This window comes from Azospirillum halopraeferens DSM 3675 (genome assembly GCF_000429625.1).
Classification (GTDB): Bacteria; Pseudomonadota; Alphaproteobacteria; order Azospirillales; family Azospirillaceae; genus Azospirillum; species Azospirillum halopraeferens.
On record NZ_AUCF01000001.1, the window covers coordinates 456,806 to 476,008 of the forward strand.

A 19,203-nucleotide genomic window follows, 5' to 3' on the forward strand; every position below is an offset into this window, starting at 1 on the left:
CCGACGCAGCGATCAATCGATGGTCCGCCGCAGCGCGCTGCCCGTGGCGGGCCAGACGCCGCGGTCCACCGCCCGGCCACCGTCGAACACCAGCCAGCTCTGGCGTCCGTAATGGGGCAGAGGCCGCTGCAACGCCGCCAGCGATTCCGCGTCGTCCGCCGCGATCACCAGGATGCCGCGGCCCTCCGGCGATCGTGCCGTCCACACCCGTGCGGTGCCGCGCCCGGCCACCGCATCGGGCGGCGGCCCCAGGCGGAAGGCGGTGAGCAGCGGCTCGATCGCCGCGGTGGTGCCGATCAGCGCCAGGGGACGGGCGGGATCGACGCGGCCGGGCGTCACCAGGCGCGGTTCCCCGTCCATCAGACGGGCGGCCAGGGCGCGGGCCGCCTCCGCCGCCGCATCCGTCGCGGCGACCACCACGGCCGACCCGCGATCCAGCGTGACGTCGCGCAGGATGGGCGGCGCCTCGCCATGGGCCAAGCGGCGGAACAGGTCGGCGTCGGGGTCCACGGCCACCGCCCGCACGCGCTGCGCGGATGGCAGGTCAGCCGTCACCTCCCGTCCGTCCAGCCGCACCGTGTGGCGCTCCGTCCCGCCGTCCGTCTCCACCGCGACCGGCACGGAGAGCGCATACACCGGGGTGCGCTGGCGCAAGCTGACCCGCACGCCGTTTGCGGTGGCCGTGGCGTCGACGAGCTGCAGCTCGGGTGCCCCGGTGCGCTCCAGCCACTGCCGGAAGAAGGGGTCCAGGGAACGGCCGGACGCGGCTTCGAAGGCGGTTTGCAGATCCGACCAGCCGGCGGCGGTGAACCGGTGCGCCTCCCAGAACCGGCGCAGGCCGTCGTCGAACGCGGCGTCGCCGATCTCCGCCCGCAGCATGTGGAAGAGGAAAGCGGCCTTTCCGTACCCCACCACCTGTGCGGCGTCGTGCACCTTGGCCCGGAAGGCGGTCAGCGGCGCGTCGCGGTCCGCCGGCAGCGCCGCGTAGTCGCGCAGCCAGTCCAGCCGCAGGGCGGCGTCGCGCCCTTCCGCCCCGGCCGCGGCATGGTCGGCCATGTAGGTGGTCAGCCCCTCGGCCCAGTTGCCGCCGTCGCCGACGCGGACCCCGTTGCCCCACCAGGTGTGCAGGATCTCGTGGTCGAGGGACTGGCCGCGCACGAACGGCAGGGGCAGCACACGGCGGCCGATGTAGGTCAGCGCCGGGAAACCGTAGCCGACGGGCAAGGGTGCCGAGACGATGGCGAAGCCGTCGAAGGGGTACGGACCGATGCGGGCGGCGAAGCGGTCGATGGTCGCCGCCGTCTGGTCAAGGAACGCGTCGGACAGCCCCGCCTGCTCGGGATGGAAGTAGGTGCGCAGGCGCAGGTCGCCGTGCCGCCGCTCCCGCACCTCCCAGGGGCCGGCGAACAGGGAGGGTTCCTCCACCGTGCGGTCCTCGGCGAAGACGGCGCGGTAGCCGGCGGCGTCGCGAACCTCCTCCACCAGGTGGCCGGTCGCCACGGCCACGTGCGGGGCCGGCACGCGCACGCTCAGGCGCCAGGTGGGCACGGTGCCGGGCTGCACCGGCAGCCAGCCGCCGGCCAGCAGGGCCCCCTCCTCATCAGCGCGCGGACCGCCGGCGCTCTCGTCGGCGAACCCGGGCAGCGTTCCGGCGTAACGCACGGTAACGGGACCGCCGCCGTCGGGAACCTCCAGCGTCAGCATCTCGCCATTGCGGCGGTGGGGAACGCCGGCCTCCAGCACCTCCAGCCCGGCGTCCAGCAGGAAGCGCTGGCGGCCGGGCGGTACGGTGATGCGATCGGTCACCTCCAGCCGCCGGGCGGCGGGATCGAGGACGACGTCCAGGTCGTGGTGGATGCCCGCCGCCCGCACCGGCAGCGCGGCGAGGATCAGGAGCAGGGGAAGGAGCAGGAAGCGCATGCTCCCCATATGGTGCCGGCGGTCCGCGCCGCACAGCGCCGGCAACGCTTCAGGGAGCGCAGGTCCGCGCCTTCGCCAGCAGCGCCGACAGCCGCGCGTCGCGGATGCCCAGGGCGTCGAGACGCTCCACCGTGCTGGCGAGATAGTCCAGGTTGGCGCCGCGCTCGCCCCGGCAGGCGGCGATGGTGGCCGCGGTCTCCTCCGGGCACAGGCAGCCGCGGTACTGGTGATGACCGCGATCGACCACGAAGGTGCAGGCCCGCACCGTGCCGCCGCACGCCAGACGCACCGGCAGCAGGCGCGGCCGGTAGACGCGGGTGATCATCTCCCGGTCCCACAGATAGTCGAGGACGGCCGGCGCCTGCGCGGCCGCCACGCGGAAGGCCATGCCGCGGCAGCAGCCGCCGCGGTCCAGCCCCAGCACCAGCCCCGGACGCTCGGGCGTGCCGCGGTAGCGGTGCGACGCGACGCAGAAGCGGCGGTGGTAGCCGCGCAGCACCGCCAGCCGCTGCTCCTCGAAGGGGAAACCGGGATTCCACATCAGGGACCCGTAGCCGAACACCCACAGTTCCGCCCCTTCGGGCAGGGACACGTCGGCAGCCCAGGTGGGGGCCGGGCGAACGGAGGAATCCGGCCCGAGGCCGATGTCGTCGGAGCGCGTGTCGAGCAGCATGACCCCGGGGGAACGTCGCAAGGCGAAGCCGGTGCGCCGGCTCTTGTGGCCGACGCGGCGAATCGTAGCACGCTCCCTATGTAGGGCGCTATAACCGCTGAGCAACGACCCGGAAACGACACACATGCGCCCTGGCCGCACATTGGGATTTGGTCTGCTCGTCCTTCTGATTGCCGCCGCCGCGGTGTACGGCGCGTGGTGGTGGCACGTCGCGCGCGCCGTCGAGGACGGTGTCGCGGCCTGGTCGGCCCAGCAGCGCGCCCACGGCGTGAGCGTGACCTACGAGTCCCTGACGGTGGACGGCTTTCCGTTCGCGGTGCGGGCGGTCGCGCGCCAGCCGTCCATCGACGGCGGCGGGATCGCCTGGCGGGGTGCGTCCCTGGAAGCGGAGGCGGTGCCCTGGGATCCCCGGCGCATCGCGCTGACGCTGCCCGGAATCCATCACCTGCGCCTGGCGGACGGCGGCGGCGTGCCGCTGGAGGTCACGGCGCCGCAAGGGGGAACGGGCGAGCTGTTCGTCAGCCCGGCCGGCCTGCCGGTGGAGGTGCGGCTGCGCTTCGCCGGTCTGACGGCGGCGGCCGACGGCGCGGTGCGCGCCGCCAGCATCGGCGCCCTCGCCGTCACCCTGGCCCAGCCGCCGGTGCCGCCGGCGGCCCACACGGACACCGGCCTGTCGGCCAGCGTCACCGTCGACGCCGTCCGGCCGCCGGCGCTGAACGGCCACCCGCTGGGGCCGGTGATCGACCGGGCGTTCGCCGAGGTGCGGGTGCAGGGCCGCCCGCCCCGTCCGGAACCGGCCGACCTGGCGGCGTGGAGCCGCGCCGGCGGCACCGTGGAACTGGACCGTCTGGCGCTGGACTGGGGGCCGCTGAAGGTGGCGGCGAACGGAACGCTGGCGCTGGACCGCGACCTGCAGCCCCAGGCGGCCATGACCGCCGAAGTGCGCGGCGCCCGCGAGGTGCTGAACACCATCCGCGGCACCATCGGCGAGGCGGAGTTGCGCATGGCCGGCCTGATCCTCGGCATGCTCTCGCGCCCGGCCGCCGACACGGGCGAATCCGTTCTCGCCGCCCCGCTGACCATCCAGGACCGCGCCCTCTACGTCGGCCCGCTGAAGGTCGCGAAGGTGCCGGTGATCCGCTGGTGAGCGGCGTTACGCCTGCCTGGCGTCGATGATGCCGCGGCGGATCGCACGGGTCTTGGTGAAGTGCTCCTCCAGCACCTCACCCTCGCCCCAGCGGATGGCGCGCTGCAGGGCGGTCAGATCCTCGGTGAAGCGCTGAAGGATCTCCAGCACGGCCTCCCGGTTGTTCAGGAAGATGTCGCGCCACATGATGGGATCGGAGGCGGCGATGCGCGTGAAATCGCGAAAGCCGCCGGCCGAGAACTGGATGACCGCCGACTTGGTCTCCTCCTCCAGGTCGGCGGCCGTGCCGACGATGGTGTAGGCGATCAGGTGCGGCAGATGCGAGGTGATAGCGAGGATGCGGTCGTGGCGGGACGGCTCCATCACCTCCACGCGCGATCCCACCCCGCTCCACAGCGCGGTCACGCGCTGCACCGCGGCGGCGTCGGTGCCGGGCGGCGGGGTCACGATGCACCAGCGTCCCTGGAACAGCTCGGCGAAGCCCGCTTCGGGGCCGGAATGCTCGGTCCCCGCCACGGGATGGGCGGGGACGAAGTGCACGCCGCCCGGCAGCACCGGCCCGATGTCGCGCACCGCCGCCTGTTTGACCGAACCGACGTCGCTGATGACCGCACCCGGCTTCAGATGCGGCGCGATGGTCTCCGCCACGGCCGCGTAGGCGCCCACGGGCGTGCACAGGATGACCGCGTCCGCGCCCCGCACGGCGGCGCCGGGGTCGACCATCGCCTCGTCCACGATCCCGAGGTCCAGGGCCTTGGCGCACGCCGCCTCGCTTCGGTCGGCGCAGACCACCACCCGCGCCACCCCGTACTGCCGCAGAGCCCGGGCCAGCGACGAGCCGATCAGGCCGATGCCGACGATGGCGACGCGGTCGAAGACGGGGGCGGAGGTCTCGGTCATGGCGGCACCCGGTGAAGCGAGGGAACGCCTTTAAACCACCACCGCCCGCCCCTACCAAGGGAAACTTGCACGCCCCTACGAGGCCAACCGGTCGATCACCCGGTGCATCGCGGGCAGGGAGGGATCGTTCTCCTCGAAGGCGATGTGCACGCCGTCCCGATCGACGCTGCGCACCGCCACGGCCACCTGGACACCCTGCCCGTCGAGGCGCAGCGTGCCGCGATCGCCGGCGCGGACATCCTCCCCGACGCCGGTCAGCAAGGCGCCGCCGCGCGACAGGTTCAGCGCACGCCCCGGCCGCGGCCGCCCGCCGACGCTGAGGACGCATGATTCGTCCGCCGCGATGCGCGGTTGCCGGCGGCGGTCGGCATCGGTGGTGGAGGTGCGGACCACGCGGACCAGCACACGGCGCAGGTCCTCGATGCTGCTCGCCACCTCGCCCGATCCCTGGCGCACCTGCGCGGCCTGCGTTCCGGTCCGCTCCGCCTCGTCGGAGACGGCGGTGATGCGGGTGGACACCTCGCGGGCCGCGCTCGACGTCTCGATCACGTTGCGGCTGATCTCCTGGGTTGCCGCGGCCTGTTCCTCCATGGCGGCGGCGATGGCACCGGAGATCTGGTCGATGTCGGTGATGGTGCCTCCGATCTCCTCCACCGCCGCCACGGCGGTGCCCGTCGCACCCTGGATCTCCGCGATCTGGCGGGTGATCTCCTCGGTGGAGCGGGCGGTCTGGTTGGCCAGGTTCTTAACTTCCTGCGCCACCACGGCGAAGCCCTTGCCGGCCTCGCCGGCCCGCGCCGCCTCGATGGTGGCGTTCAGCGCCAGCAGGTTGGTCTGGCTGGCGATCTCGTTGATCAGCTTGACCACTTCCCCGATACGGCCGACGGCATCGGACAGCGAACGGATCGTCGTCTGGGTGCGCCGGCCCGTGTCCACCGCGCGCTTGGTGACGTGGCTGGAATGGGCGATCTGCGCCGAGATCTCACGGATCGAGGCGGCCAGTTCCTCGGTCGCCGCGGCCACGGTCTGGGCGTTGGCCAGCGCCTGCTCCGCCGCCGCGGCGACGTTCTGGGCGTTGGCGCTCACCCGCTCAGCCGAGCCGGCCATGCCGTCCGCCTCGCCGGCCATGGCGCCGGTACGCTCGGCCACCTGCTCCACCGCCCGGCCGGCCTCGCGCTCGATCGTTTCGGCCATGGCGCGCAGGGCGGCGATCCGCTCCTCGTCGGCCTGGCGCTGACGCTCGATGCGTTCCTGCTGGGTGTAGGCAAGCCGCGCCTTCACCGCACGGATCTGGGAGCGGATGCGCGTGAACTCCGACACGCCGGAACTCGGCAGCACCTTGACCAGATCGCCGGTGGCGATGGCGTCCAGATGGGCTTCCACCAGCGCCAGCGGCCGCTTGACGGTGTTTACGATGGCGACCGCCGATCCTACGGCCACGGCGATGCCCAGCAGCATCAGACCCATCGTTAGCGCCACGAACCCGGCGTCCTCACCCATATTGAGGGCGCTCACCTCCAGCAGCACCATGATCCCGATCAGCAGGGCATAGGAGGCGAGCAGCCGGCCGGTGATGCTTCCCGCCACCGTCTTCAGGGTTTCTCCGATGCCGCGCCGGACGATCTGCCCATCGGCGAGACCGACCCCCTTGGCAGTGCCGTTGCGGATGCCGGCGTAGACGCGCTCCGCCTCGGCGACCGCCTCGCGCGACGGCTTGGACCGGATGGAGATGTAGCCCATCACCTCACCGTTCTCGACCACCGGCGTCACGTTGGCCTTCACCCAATAGTGATCGCCGCTCTTCGTCCGGTTCTTGACATACCCTTCCCAGGGGCGTCCGGCCTTGATGGTTTCCCAGAGGTCGACGAAGGCCTCGCGCGGCATGTCGGGATGGCGCACCAGATTGTGGGGTGATCCCAGCAACTCCGCTTCGGTGAAGCCGCTGACGTCGACGAACGCCTTGTTCACAAACGTGATCCGCCCCTTCGTGTCGGTTCGCGACATGAGGAGTTGATCGTCGGCCAGCATGATCTCGCGGCCGGTCACCGGTCCGTTGTCCCGCATCGCGCGCGTCCCTTCGGAGGATGGGCATATGCCATATGGAAGAGACAACGGCGGGGAAAGTTCAATACAAATTATTGTTCGCGGGTGCGACAATTTTCAGTTCCGGTAATCGAAAGGAAGAACCGTTCTCGCCCGCATGGCGAACCGCATCGTTGAACAACCTTGTGACGCAATCCGCCCTGCGAGCGTCATCGGGCCGTCAGCGTCCGCTGGGGAAGAGGTCTTCCTTGGCCGGCGCAACGGCTTTGACCGCATAGCCCGGTCGGGCGTCGAAGCGGCGGCGTGCCCGCTCGCCGGCCTCCCGTTCGCTCTCCGCCCATACCAGGAAATCGCGTCCCAGAGCCCATTCCTGGGCCAGGGGATGGCTGGCATCGACCTCGCGGATCTGGCTGTTGGTGACGGTGACCGTCCATTCCTTGTCCGAGGGATTGCGGCGGTCGCTGAGGATGATCAGGCTGGGCCGGCGCCGGGACTGTGCCTCGGTGAGGCGCGCCTGAGCCTCGGACTGTTTGCGGCGGGCGGCCACGATCTCGTCCCCCAGTTCCCGGATCTCCTTCAGCGTCTCCTCTTCGTCGCGCTTCAGGCGCCGGATCGTCACCTCCAGCTTTGACACCGTCTCCCGGGTGTTGCGCACGCGCGCCCGCACCTGGCTGGTAGCGGCCTCCACCGTCAGCAGAACATTGCCCAGCCACGCCGCCACGGCGACAATGACCAGGATGATGAGGAAATTGACCATCATCAGGCGGTGGCCTTGCGCGCCTCGTCCGATCCGGCGCCGCGCGGCGATGCGGGCGCCGTCCTGCGGAACGACTTCTGGTAGCCGAGCTTGAAGGGGAAGGCCACGTCGACCAGTTGCTTGGCCTCGTCGTAGCTGTTGGCCCAGACCTCGGCCACGTTGGGATAGCGCCAGATGGGAGTGACGGCAGCGCGGTCGCCGCCGACACGGGCCCGGGCCGAGGCGGCTTCCTGCGCGATGTCGACGACGAACTTGGTCGCCCCGGCCTTGGGCTCCCCGATCTCGTGCACGAAGGTCGGGGGCTGCGCCGCGAGATCGACGATCTGCTTCTCGATCTTGCGGGTGTCGCTGTCGATCCGGTGCTTCTCGCCGGACTGCTGGTTTCGCCGCGCCACCAGATCGGCGACGCGGCTCTGCAGGTCCTGCGCTTCGGAATGGAGAACGTAGATCCGGTTCTGCAGGGCCTCCAGCCCGGATGACCGCTCCAGCGTGCGCGGCAGCAGATCCTTCATGATGAACGCGATGGGCAGTGCCACAACCATGATGACCAGGATCGCGACCAGAAGCAGAGTCGTGTTCGACATATCGTGGTCCGAGCGTCCCGTTTGACCGCCTGCCGCCGAGACCGGCGTCCAACGAATGGCAGAGTTGCGCAAACCCGCTCAAACGTCAATAAATTGTACGCTTCCGCCGGGAGGCAGGAAAGAGCGTTACGTCCGCCCGCTCACATTCGAAGTGGCAGCCATCAACATTCTTTCGTATGAAGCAGGCTCCAGTGCCGCGGCGGCAACCCGGCGCACGGCATCGCGCACCGGCCCGCAGCGCGGCGGATCGGCCAGCGCCGTCAGCCAGTGCGCGGGCGGGTTGCGGCCCGCCGCCCGCGACCAGGTCAGCGCCCGCAGAACCGCCTCGGCCGCCGGTGTCGCGGGAATGGCCGGGTCGATGCCGTTGAGCCCGGCCCACACACCCGCCCAGCAACGCGCCACGGACCACGGATTGTAGCCGCCGCCGCCCAGCACCAGCCGCCGCGGCGCCAGCGGCAGCAGGGCCGTCACGGCCGACCACAGGGCACCGTTGGACAGCTCCAGCCGGCTCAGCGGGTCGTCGGCCAAAGCGTCGGCCCCGCACTGGATCACCAGCGCCTGCGGCATGAAGCCGCGCCCGAGCGGGAGCAGCGCGTGCTCGACGACCCACGCGAGTTCGCAATCGTTGAATCCCGGCGGAACCGGCAGGTTGCGGGCGCTGCCGCCCGCGCGGTCGGCGACGGCGCCGGTGAAGGGCCAGCGCCCATCCTCGTGAACCGACACCGTCAGCACCCGCGCGTCGCCGGCGAACGCCGCCTCCACACCGTCGCCGTGGTGGGCGTCGAGGTCGACGTACAGCACCCGCTCCAGCCCGCCGTCGAGCAGCGCCAGAATGCCCAGCACCGGGTCGTTGAGATAGCAGAAGCCGCTGGCGCGGTCGCGGCGGCCGTGGTGGGTGCCGCCGGCCGGGCTGTAGACGGTGTCGGCCCCGTCCAGCAGCAGCCGCGCGGCCAGCAGCGACGCGCCGGCACCGGTCGCGGGGCGCCGGAAGATCTCGGGAAACAGGGGGTTTCCGAAACGGCCGATGGCGTGCCGCTCGGCGGTCGCCGCATCAACCTGCCCGTCGGCCTCGGCCCTCTGCAACGCGTCGATGTAGGCGGGGTCGTGGAAGCGCGCCAACTGGGCAGGCGTCGCCATGGGGCTGTCGCGGTACTGCGCGTCGGGAAGCCAGCCCATGGCCCGGCACAGGTCGATCGTCGTGGACACCCGCGGGATGGCGAGCGGGTGCTTCGCCCCGTAGCTGGAGCGCCGGTAGATCTCGCTGCCGAGGAACAGGGGACGCGCGGACATGCCGGTGTGAACTGGCGTGGCCGCGGCGGCGCGTCAAGCGGTGCTCCGGCGTTGCCATCCGGTCCCTGCGGGCGTTACCTAGATGTCAGGCCCGCGGGGGCCGGCAACAGCGAGCGGATCCCATGCCGATCAAGACCATCCTCTTGCACATGTCCAACGACGAGCGCCACGGTGCCCGCCTCGACGTCGCGGTTTCGCTGGCCAAGCGCTTCGACGCCTATGTGGACGTGCTGTACGTCGCCACGCCGGTTCATATGCCGGCCGCCGTGACCGGACGCGGCGCCTCCTACGCCTACATCGCCGAGGCGACCGCCATCGCCCACGAGAAGGCCGAGGCGATCGAGCATGAGGTGCGCCAGGCGCTGAAGGACTGTTCCTATTCCTGGACCGTCGCCGAGGGCGACCACGAGGAGCTGCTGGCCGCCCGCGCCACCTATTCCGATCTTGCCATCATCACCCAGTCGCACCCGGCCCATGCCGAGGACCGGGTGCTGCTGCACGTTCCGGACCGCCTGCCCCTGGATGCTCCCTGCCCGGCCCTGGTGCTGCCCTACGACGGAGTTCCCGCCGGATTCGGCCGGCACGTGGTGCTGGCCTGGAAGAAGACGCGGGAGGCCGGGCGGGCGCTGCGCGATTCGCTGCCCTTCCTCCAGGCGGCGGAGAAGGTGACGGTGCTGACCATAGACCCGCCCGGCCACAAGGGGGACAGCGGGCACGATCCGATGATCTTCCTGGAACGGCACGGCGTGCGCAGCCAGCACCAGGCCGACATCCTGCGCGGCGGCGACATCGGCGAGACGATCCTGGACCGCGTCGGCGACCTGGGCGCCGACATGCTGGTCATGGGCGCCTACGGCCACTCCCGCCTGCGCGAGATGGTGCTGGGCGGGGCCACGCGCACGGTGCTGCAGAACATGAAGGTCCCGGTGCTGATGTCGCACTGAAGACGCGCCCTCCCCCGCCGCGCGGGCGGCGGGGGAGGGGCGAACGGTTCATCAGACGAAGAAGACCCACGTCACCAGGGCGAACAAGGGCACCAGGAACAGGCACGACCAGGCCATGTAGCCGAAGAAGCTGGGCATACGGATGCCGCGTTCCTCGGCAATGGCCTTGACCATGAAGTTGGGTGCGTTGCCGATGTAGGTGTTGGCCCCCATGAACACCGCGCCGCAGGAAATGGCGGTCAGCGTCACCGCCAGGTCGGTCATCAGGTGGACGGCGTCGCCACCGGCGGTGTTGAAGAAGATCAGGTAGGTGGGGGCGTTGTCCAGGAAGCTGGACAGCACGCCGGTGGCCCAGAAATACATGGCGGGAACCGGCTGGCCGTCGGCGTTGACCGCCTGAATGACGGCGCCCAGCGCCCCTTCGGTCCCGGCGCGCAGGATCGCGATGGCGGGGATGATGGTCAGGAAGATGGCGGCGAACAGCTTGGCCACCTCCACGATCGGACCCCAGGTGAAGCCGTTGAGGCGCCGGCTGTGAGCGCTCGTCAGCTTCAGCGACAGGTAGGTGATGGTCAGCAGCAGGATCTGGCTGGCCAGGCTCTCCCACGGCACCTCCACATGGTAGATCGTGAAGGTCCCCGGGTGCCACACGCCGCTGAGCAGCACCGACCCCATGATGCCCAGCAGCAGCAGCAGGTTGACCTTGCCTTCCAGGGACAGCGGCTCCACCGTGCCGTCGACCAGCGGCGCCGGTCCGGGCTCGCGGCTGTGGTACCAGGTGTCCAGCGCGAAATAGACCGCCAGCAGGATCGACGCCACCAGCAGCATCGGCAGGAACAGGTGGGTCGTCGGCCAGAAGAAGCTGACTCCTTTCAGGAATCCCAGGAACAGCGGCGGGTCGCCGAGCGGCGTCAGGGAGCCGCCGATGTTGGCCACCAGGAAGATGAAGAAGACGATGGTATGGACCTTGTGCCGGCGGTGCTCGTTCGCCCGCATCAGCGGACGGATCAGCAGCATCGCGGCACCGGTCGTGCCCATGAAGCTGGCCAGCGCCGTTCCCAGCAGCAGGGTCATGGTGTTGACGATGGGGGTGCCGACCAGCGACCCCTTCAGCCGGACGCCGCCGGCCACCGTGAACAGCGCCGTCAGCAGCACGATGAACGGAATGTACTCCAGCAGGGCGACGTGCAGCAGCTCGTACACCGCCAGCGGGACACCGTAGGTCAGCGCGAACGGCACCATGAAGACGATGGCCCAGCCGGCGGAGATCTTGCCGAAATGATGATGCCACAGGTTCGGCGCCACCAGCGGCATGATGGCGATGGACAGGAGGATTCCGGCAAACGGAATCACCCAGAAGACGCTGAGGTCCGCGCCGTTGAGGTGCGGCAACGCGTGGTCCCCGGTCTGCACGGCGGTTGCCGCCAGGGCCGGCAACGGCAGCAGGGCCAGCAACAGCAGGGCGGCGATCCCCGCAAGGGCGCGGGGCGCGAAGGCTCGGGCGCCGGGGCGCCGGTCGTCGGGGTGGTGCATCGTTCGGGCGGATCTGTCGGCGGGGACGGCAGTATGCGTATCGAAGCACCCCAAGCCAAGCCGAAACCTCCGAACGGAGTGCCCCCTACGGGCAGGGCTCCAGCACCAGCGGATCGTCGCCGTGGCCCGGCCCGGTGCGGCCCCGCAGCGGCCGGCAATCGCCGTCCGCGCACAACCGGTGGTCAGCGGTATGCTCCGATGCCGCCAGCACGATGCGCTCCAGCGGCGGCAGGGCCGGCGTCCACTCCCACCAGCCGTCCACCAGGCGGGCGCCCTCCCCCGGCTCCATCCCGGCCCCCGTTCCCTTGACCCGCGCCGACTCGATGACCAGCCGCCCGTCGACGATCCGCCACACCTCGCGCCATTCCGTTCGCTCGATGGAATGGGTCCAGGCGAGCGTGAAGCGCTCACCCGGCACGGCGGCCAGCACCATCCCGCCGAGTAGCGCGATGCACAGGCCGCCGCTCATGCCGCCCCGTGGGAGCGTCCGCCCGTCCCGCCGCGCAGGCGCACCAGCCGCCAGCGCTGCCAGCCGATGAACAGGGCGGCGCCGGCGAAGGCCAGTTCGTCCGTGATCGGCAGGGCCAGGACGAAGAGGAATGCCGACCCCGCCGCAAAGATCCGGGCGATCCAACCCAGCGGCGTCCAGAAGAATCCGATCGCCGCGGCCCCCCACAGCATGATGCCCAAGCACGCCTTCACGATCATGTAGACGGTGTTGAGGACGTCCGGTGATTGCAGCATCAGCGCCGGGTCGTACACCGCCATGAACGGCACCACGTAGCCGGCCATGGCCACGCGGGTGGCAATGAAGCCGATCTCCAGATGCCGTGCGCCGCGCGCCACGGACGACGCGGCCAGCGCGGCCAGCGCCACCGGCGGCGTCAGGTCGGCCATGATGCCGAAATAGAAGACGAACATGTGGCTGACGATCAGCGGCACGCCCATCTGCAGCAGCGCCGGCGCCGCGATGGCCGATGTCACGATGTAGTTGGCGGTGGTCGGCAGACCGGTGCCCAGCGCGATGCACGCCACCATGGTCAGCAACAGCGCCAGCAGCAGGCTGCCGCCGGAAAGCTGGACGATCAGCGCGGCGATGCCCGAGGCCAGACCGGTCAGCGACAGGATACCGATCAGCACCCCCACCAGGGCGCAGGCGATGCCCACGCCCAGGGCATTGCGCGCCCCGTCGGCCAGGGAGCGGACCAGCAGCGCCACCGTCTCCCGCCCGCCCCGGACGGCCAGGCACGGAACGACCAGCCCGGCCACCACCAGGAACGCCATCTCCTCGGTCCGGAAGCCCAGCCGCCACAGGCCGGAGGCGCCCAACCCCACGGCCACCCAGAACACCACCCGCAGCGCGTAGGACGCGGTGGACGCGGCGATGCGCGTTCCCAGGATCAGCGCCGCCGTCGTGGCCAGGCCGATCACCCCGGCGAACAGGGGCGTGAAGCCGGAAAAGAGCAGATAGACCAGAGCAGCCAGCGGCAGCAGCAGATACCAGCCCTCGATCACCGCGCGCAGCGCGCTGGGGCACTCCTCCGCCGGCAGGCCGACCAGGTTCTTGCGCCCCGCCTCCAGGTGGACCATCCAGAACGCGCTGCCGAAGTACAGGATGGCCGGGATCGCCGCGGCCACGGCGATATCACTGAACGGCACCCCGATGGTCTCGGCCATGATGAAGGCGGCCGCCCCCATGACCGGCGGCATGAGCTGGCCGCCCATGCTGGCCGTCGCCTCCACCGCGCCGGCGAAGGCCGGGCGGTAGCCGAAGCGGGTCATCAGGGGGATGGTGAACTGCCCGGTGGTCAGCACGTTGGCCACCCCCGACCCGTTGATCGTCCCCATGAAGCCGGAGGAGATCACCGCCACCTTGGCCGGCCCGCCCTTGGCGCGGCCAACGAGTCCCAGGGCAACGTCGTTGAACAGGCGGATCATGCCGGCGCGCTCCAGGAAGGCGCCGAACAGGATGAACAGGAAGATGAAGGTGGCCGACACGAAGATCGGCGTGCCGAAGATGCCTTCGGTGGAGAAGAACAGGGTATCGATGATCTGATCGGCGCCATAGCCGCGGTGCGCCAGCCACGACGGCAGCGAGCGGCCGAAATAGGCATAGGGGATGAAGATTCCGCACAGGATCGGCAGGGCCCACCCCATTAGCCGCCGTGCCGCCTCGAACACCAGCAGGATGCCGACCGCGCCCACCAGCAGGTCGAGGTCAGTGGGATCGCCCGCCCGCAGGATCAGGTCGGCCTCGAAATACCAGTGGTAGAGCCCGATGGCGAAGCCGAGCCCGCCCAACAGCCAGCCGTGCCACGGCACCCGCCGCCGCTCCCCGGCCACGAAGCCGAACAGGGTGTAGGTGAGGAACAGCAGGAACCCCACGTGGATCGACCGTACCACCAGGCTGGACAGCGGGTTGAAGGCGGCGGTCCAGATCTGGAAGACCGAAAAGGCGATGGCCACGGCGAACAGGATCGTGCCGTCCACCCCCCGATAATCCGCAAGGGTTCCGGCGGCCTCGCGGTCGCGGACGGCGCCGTGGGCAACGCCGGGGACGGGACCGGCGCCGGGGCCGGTCGGGACGGGGGTGTGGGTCATCGGAAAGGGGCCGTCCGCTGGGCGTTCGTCGGGCAGGCGGGCGCCCCCCGACGCCTGCCCCCCGGAGACCCGGAGGTGCGGACGGCGAGGGGCCGGGGGCCGTCAGGGACGGCCGGTCAGAGGATGCCCTTCTCCTTGAAGAACCGCTCGGCACCGGGATGCAGGGGGACCGGGCTGGCGGCGGCGCCGGCGTCCAGCGTGATCGCCCGGGCGGCGGCGTGGGCGGCGATCATCTGGTCCAGGTTCTCGAACAGGCCCTTGGTCATGGCATAGGCGGTGTCGTCGGACACGCCGGAGTGGGTGACCAGGAAGTTGCGCACGGCGGCGGTCGGCACCGCCTCGCTCTGTCCCTGGTAGGTGCCGGCGGGAATCGCCTCCGCCACGTAGGCGGCGTCGCCGACCTTCTCCACCACGTCGGGCGGGATCGCCACGATGGAGATCGCGATGGCGTTGGACAGGTCCTTCACCGCGGCGACGCCGAGGCCGGCGGAGATCAGCGTGGCGTCGAGCTGGCGGTTCTTCATCAGATCGACCGATTCGGCAAACGGCAGGTACTCCACCTTCGCAAAATCGGCGTAGGTCAGCCCGGCCGCGCCGAACACGGCGCGCGCGTTCAGCTCCGTCCCCGACTTGGGCGCGCCGACCGACACCCGCTTGCCCTTCAGGTCGGCCAGGGAGGTGATGCCGCTCTCCCGCGAGGCGACGACCTGGATGTAGTTGGGGTAGATGGCGCCGATGGTGCGCAGCTTGTCCAGCTTCTGCTTGAATCCGGCCTCCTCGTTCCCCTTCCACGCATCACCCAGCGAATCGCCGAGCGTGAAGGCGATCTCGCCGCGCCCGGCCTGGAGGAGGTTGAGGTTCTCCACCGACGCCTTGGTCGTCTGCACGGTGACCTTGGCGCCGGGAATCGCCTTGCCGTAGACCGTCGTCAGCGCCACACCCAGCGGGTAGTAGACGCCGCTGGTGCCGCCGGTCAGCACCGTGACGAACTCATCGGCGCGGGCCGGGACGGTGGCCGCCAGACACACCGCGACCGCTGCAAGGAAACGCTTCATCGCTTATCCTCCCTTCGGAACCTGTTGTTCGTGTTGCCAGCAGGTGTTGTTGCCAACGACTGTACCCTGCGCCGCAGCGGCGCGCCAGACTTCACCGCCCCCCGCCCTCCCGGAGCCCCCCGATGCCGCCCCGCGCCTGGATACCGCTGGTCATCGCCTTCACCCTGGTCCTGCTCGCGGTGTTCGTGTAGGGCCGGCGAAGGCACGCCGTGCTGCCGCCTTGTCGCGCCGGGATCCTATCCTGTACGAAGGGCGGGTACCGAAACCACCGCCCGCCGCCATGGACCGCCGCCAGCGTCTGGACAGCCTGACCGCACTGCGATTTTTCCTGGCGCTGGGCGTGTTCCTGTTCCACTATCGCTGGATCGAGGCGCACCGCTTCCCGGCGGGCGAGTCGGCGCTGATCAACGTGCTGAACCAGGGGCATTTCGGGGTCAGCGGCTTTTTCCTGCTGTCGGGCTTCATTCTCGCCTGGAATTACCACGGTGACGGCGCGCCGGTGGACCGGGCGGCCTTCTGGTGGCACCGGGTGGCCCGCATCTATCCGGTCTACCTGGCCGGTCTGGCGCTGCTGTTCGTCGCGGCGCTGGCGGGGGTGCCCGGCCTGTACGACGTGCGGGCGGGAAGCGGGGCGCTGGGCGACCTGCTGCTCAACCTCGTCATGGTGCAGGCGTGGCACGAACCCGCGGCCATGTCGTGGAACGGGGTGAACTGGACCCTGTCGGTGGAGGCGTTCTTCTATCTGCTGTTCCCCGTGCTGATCGGGGCGATGGGGCGCCTCGGTCCGGCCGGGCTGGTGGCGGTGGTGGCCGGGGCGGCCGCGCTGGGTGCCGGGCTCGACCTCCTGCACCGCTACGCCCCCTTCAGCCCGCCCGGCGACCGCCTGTTCGCCTTGTCCCATGTGTTCCCGCCGGCCCGCCTGGCGGAGTTCGTGGCCGGAATCGCCGGCTGCCTGCTGGTCCTGCGGTGGCGGCCCGCCGTCGATGCGGTGGTGTGGCGCCGGGCGGCTCTGATCGTCGGGGCGGCGATCGTGGCGGTGCTGACGCTGCGGGTGTACGGCACGACGGGGCAGCGGGTGCTGCTGCTGCCCTTCCTGGCCCTGATCGTCGCCCTGGCCATCGCCGACCGGGCCGGCGCCCGCACCCACCCGGTTCCGGTGCGCCTGGGCGAATGGAGTTTCGCCCTCTACATCGTCCATCAGCCGGTGCTGCACGCCCTGGCGCCGATCACCGCGGCCCTGCCGTCGGCCGTCGCCCTGCCGCTGGCGCTGGCGGTGTCGCTGGGGGTTTCGGCGCTGGTCTATCACGGGATCGAGGTGCCCGCCCGGCGCCGGCTGCTGGCGCTTCGGCAGCGGCAGCCGCGACCGGTGCGGGCCCGCCCGTGACCGCCGGCGGCGCTTGGGCGACGGACGGTTGCCGACGCATCGGATCGTGCCACAATCCATTCGGCCCGGCACACCTGTTTTCCGGCACGGAGCAGCGAGAGGAGATACGCCCATGGTTGAGAGCGGCCCCGGCATGGACCCGGACGTCCTGAGCACGGCGGCGGATTGGCACGCCGCCGGCCGCAAGGTGGCGCTGGCCACCGTGGTGGCCACCTGGGGATCCTCGCCGCGACCGGCGGGCAGCCAACTGGCGGTGGACGACACCGGCGCCATGGTGGGGTCCGTCTCCGGCGGCTGCATCGAGGGAACCGTCGTCCACGAGGCCCGCGCGGTCATGGAGGACGGGGAGCCGCGCCTGCTCACCTTCGGTGTCAGCAATGAACGGGCGTGGGAGGTGGGGCTCGCCTGTGGCGGCACCGTGCAGGTCTATGTGGAGGCCGTGGAATGAAGCGCCCCCTGCTCGACCGCCTGCTGGCGGCCCGCGCCGCCCGCACCCCGGTGGCCATGGTCACCGACATGGGCACCGGCCAGCAGACCCTGGTGTTCCCAGACGCGGTGCACGGCGCCTTCGCCCCCGATGCGGAGCGGCTGGCGGCGGTGCGGACCATGCTGGCGGAGGACCGCAGCGGCCTGATCGGCGACGAGGACGAGGACGTGCGCCTGTTCGTCAACGTCTTCGCCCCGCCGTTGCGCCTGATCGTCGTGGGCGCGGTGCACATCGCGCAAAGCCTGGTCCCCATGGCGGGGCTGGCGGGTTTCGCGGTCACCGTGGTGGACCCGCGCTCCGCCTTCGCCACGCCGGAGCGCTTTCCCGGCGTGGCGCTGGTGCACGATTGGCCCGACGATGCGCTGGCGGCCCTCGCTCCCGATTCGCGCACGGCCGTGGTGACGCTGACCCATGATCCCAAGCTGGATGACCCGGCGCTGAAGACCGCCCTGCCCTCCGCCGCCTTTTACGTCGGCGCCCTGGGCAGCCGGCGCACCCACACCCTGCGGTGCGAACGGCTGCGCACCGATGGAGTGAATGACGAAGCGCTGGCCCGCCTGCACGCCCCGGTCGGCCTGCGCATCGGCGCCGTCACCGGGGCGGAGATCGCCGTCTCCATCCTGGCCGAGGTGATTGCAACCCGCCGGGGCACCGCGCCCGCCCGACCATAGAAGGCGGGGCCGGCATACATATGCGCGCAATCCGCGCTGGACGCGGCCAGCAAGGTTGTGGATAGTGGGGGCATGGCACAACCGCGCCGCCCCCTGTCCGACGCCGAACGCCTGGATTGGCTCCGCCTGATCCGGACCGAGAACGTCGGCCCCATCACCTTCCACCGGTTGCTGGAGCAATACGGCACCGCCGCGGCTGCGCTGCGGGTCCTGCCCGATCTGGCGCGGCGCGGCGGCCGGGCCAAGCCGCTGCACATCGCGTCGCGGGCGGAGGCGGAGCGTGAGCTGGCAGCCAATGCCGGCGTCGGCGCCCGCCTGCTGTGCGCGTGCGAGCCGGATTATCCGGAACCGCTGGCGGCGGTGGACGACGCCCCGCCCGTCATCTCGGTGATGGGGCACACCCATCTGTTGCGGCGGCGCTGCGTCGCCATGGTGGGTGCGCGCAACGCGTCGCTCAACGGTCGGACCTTCGCCGAGTCCCTGGCCCGCGACCTCGGTCGGGCGGGGCTGGTGGTGGTGTCCGGCCTTGCCCGCGGCATCGATACGGCCGCCCATCGCGGCGCCCTGGACAGCGGCACCGTTGCCGTGGTTGCCGGCGGCATCGACGTGGTCTACCCCGAGGAGAACCGGGCGCTCCAGGACGCCATCGCGGAGCGCGGCGCGGTGGTGGCGGAAAGCGCCATCGGCACGACGCCGCAGGCCCGCCACTTCCCGCGGCGCAACCGGCTGATCTCCGGCCTGTCACTGGGTGTGCTGGTGGTGGAGGCGGCGCCCCGGTCCGGCTCCCTGATCACGGCGCGCATGGCCCTGGAACAGGGGCGCGAGGTGTTCGCGGTGCCGGGATCGCCGCGCGACCCGCGCTGCCGGGGGACGAACAACCTGATCCGCCAGGGCGCCACGCTGGTGGAGTCGGCCGACGACGTCCTGCGCACCCTCGCAAGCCTGCGGCCGCCGGCCCTGGAGGAGCGCCGGCGCGACCTGTTCGATATCCCGGTACCCGCCGTTCCCGACGAATCGGAACTGGATCGGGCCCGCCGCGTGGTGCTCGAAAACCTCTCCCCGTCCGCCGTCGGCATTGACGAACTGGTCCGCGGGTGCCAATTGTCACCACCCGTGGTGTTGACCGTCGTGCTGGAGCTGGAGCTGGCTGGCCGCGTGCAGCGCCAACCGGGCAACCAGATCAACCTGATCTGAGCCGGGATTTTCCGGGGTTC

At 70.9% G+C, this 19,203-nt stretch carries 17 protein-coding genes; 6 read left to right on the top strand and 11 right to left on the bottom strand.

Annotated elements, in window-relative coordinates:
- Positions 1-12 precede the first annotated feature (12 nt).
- Both G472_RS0102235 and G472_RS0102240 read right to left on the bottom strand, forming a co-directional pair.
- Positions 13-1,920: a M1 family metallopeptidase gene (locus tag G472_RS0102235; protein WP_035690690.1), complete on the bottom strand. Its 1,908-nt coding sequence runs from the start codon at positions 1,918-1,920 to the stop codon at positions 13-15.
- Positions 1,921-1,969: 49 nt separating this feature from the next.
- Positions 1,970-2,593 carry a gamma-glutamylcyclotransferase gene (locus G472_RS0102240; RefSeq protein ID WP_084536377.1) on the bottom strand — a complete coding sequence of 208 codons (624 nt, stop codon included), beginning with the start codon at positions 2,591-2,593 and terminating at the stop codon, positions 1,970-1,972.
- A gap of 124 nt (positions 2,594-2,717) precedes the next feature.
- Between G472_RS0102240 and G472_RS0102245 the strand changes: the two genes are divergently transcribed.
- Positions 2,718-3,740: a DUF2125 domain-containing protein gene (locus G472_RS0102245; RefSeq protein WP_029007064.1), complete on the top strand. Its 1,023-nt coding sequence runs from the start codon at positions 2,718-2,720 to the stop codon at positions 3,738-3,740.
- 6 nt (positions 3,741-3,746) lie between these two features.
- Here G472_RS0102245 and G472_RS0102250 read toward each other — a convergent pair whose 3' ends face one another.
- From G472_RS0102250 to G472_RS30810, 5 genes are all read right to left on the bottom strand, one after another.
- Positions 3,747-4,640: a prephenate/arogenate dehydrogenase family protein gene (locus tag G472_RS0102250; RefSeq protein WP_029007065.1), complete on the bottom strand. Its 894-nt coding sequence runs from the start codon at positions 4,638-4,640 to the stop codon at positions 3,747-3,749.
- A 75-nt stretch (positions 4,641-4,715) separates the two neighbouring features.
- Positions 4,716-6,704, bottom strand: coding sequence for a methyl-accepting chemotaxis protein (locus G472_RS0102255; protein ID WP_029007066.1), 1,989 nt, complete (start codon positions 6,702-6,704; stop codon positions 4,716-4,718).
- Between the two features lie 199 nt (positions 6,705-6,903).
- Entirely contained in the window at positions 6,904-7,443 is a 540-nt protein-coding gene (locus G472_RS0102260) for a hypothetical protein (RefSeq protein WP_029007067.1), read from the bottom strand.
- On the bottom strand, positions 7,443-8,024 hold the full coding sequence (locus G472_RS30805; protein ID WP_051340183.1) for a hypothetical protein: 582 nt from the start codon (positions 8,022-8,024) through the stop codon (positions 7,443-7,445). The genes G472_RS0102260 and G472_RS30805 overlap by 1 nt, the downstream gene beginning before the upstream one ends.
- Positions 8,025-8,150: 126 nt before the next feature.
- Entirely contained in the window at positions 8,151-9,314 is a 1,164-nt protein-coding gene (locus tag G472_RS30810) for an acetoin utilization protein AcuC (protein ID WP_051340185.1), read from the bottom strand.
- Positions 9,315-9,436: 122 nt separating this feature from the next.
- Here G472_RS30810 and G472_RS0102275 point away from each other — a divergent pair, with 122 nt between their 5' ends.
- A complete protein-coding gene (locus G472_RS0102275) occupies positions 9,437-10,258 on the top strand; it encodes a universal stress protein (protein WP_029007068.1) in 822 nt (273 codons plus the stop codon).
- Positions 10,259-10,309: 51 nt separating this feature from the next.
- Here the strand turns inward: G472_RS0102275 and G472_RS0102280 are convergent, their stop codons facing one another.
- The 4 genes from G472_RS0102280 to G472_RS0102295 form a co-directional block, all read right to left on the bottom strand.
- The gene (locus tag G472_RS0102280) at positions 10,310-11,791 is read right to left on the bottom strand and encodes a sodium:proton antiporter (protein WP_051340187.1); all 1,482 of its coding nucleotides are present in this window, start codon (positions 11,789-11,791) and stop codon (positions 10,310-10,312) included.
- A gap of 85 nt (positions 11,792-11,876) precedes the next feature.
- Positions 11,877-12,260: a DUF1850 domain-containing protein gene (locus tag G472_RS0102285; RefSeq protein ID WP_029007070.1), complete on the bottom strand. Its 384-nt coding sequence runs from the start codon at positions 12,258-12,260 to the stop codon at positions 11,877-11,879.
- Positions 12,257-14,392 carry a TRAP transporter permease gene (locus G472_RS30815; protein WP_084536378.1) on the bottom strand — a complete coding sequence of 712 codons (2,136 nt, stop codon included), beginning with the start codon at positions 14,390-14,392 and terminating at the stop codon, positions 12,257-12,259. The genes G472_RS0102285 and G472_RS30815 overlap by 4 nt, the downstream gene beginning before the upstream one ends.
- Before the next feature lie 116 nt (positions 14,393-14,508).
- Positions 14,509-15,447 (bottom strand): TAXI family TRAP transporter solute-binding subunit, encoded by a 939-nt coding sequence (locus tag G472_RS0102295; RefSeq protein ID WP_029007071.1) that lies wholly within the window; start codon positions 15,445-15,447, stop codon positions 14,509-14,511.
- A 280-nt stretch (positions 15,448-15,727) separates the two neighbouring features.
- Between G472_RS0102295 and G472_RS30820 the strand changes: the two genes are divergently transcribed.
- From G472_RS30820 to dprA, 4 genes are all read left to right on the top strand, one after another.
- Complete coding sequence (locus G472_RS30820) at positions 15,728-16,831, top strand: acyltransferase family protein (protein WP_051340189.1); 1,104 nt, start codon at positions 15,728-15,730, stop codon at positions 16,829-16,831.
- A 112-nt stretch (positions 16,832-16,943) separates the two neighbouring features.
- Complete coding sequence (locus G472_RS0102305; protein ID WP_425387969.1) at positions 16,944-17,279, top strand: XdhC family protein; 336 nt, start codon at positions 16,944-16,946, stop codon at positions 17,277-17,279.
- Positions 17,276-17,989, top strand: a complete 714-nt coding sequence (locus tag G472_RS0102310; RefSeq protein ID WP_029007073.1) for an XdhC family protein — start codon at positions 17,276-17,278, stop codon at positions 17,987-17,989. The genes G472_RS0102305 and G472_RS0102310 overlap by 4 nt, the downstream gene beginning before the upstream one ends.
- A 72-nt stretch (positions 17,990-18,061) precedes the next feature.
- On the top strand, positions 18,062-19,183 hold the full coding sequence (gene dprA, locus G472_RS0102315; RefSeq protein ID WP_029007074.1) for a DNA-processing protein DprA: 1,122 nt from the start codon (positions 18,062-18,064) through the stop codon (positions 19,181-19,183).
- The last annotated feature ends 20 nt before the right edge of the window (positions 19,184-19,203 follow it).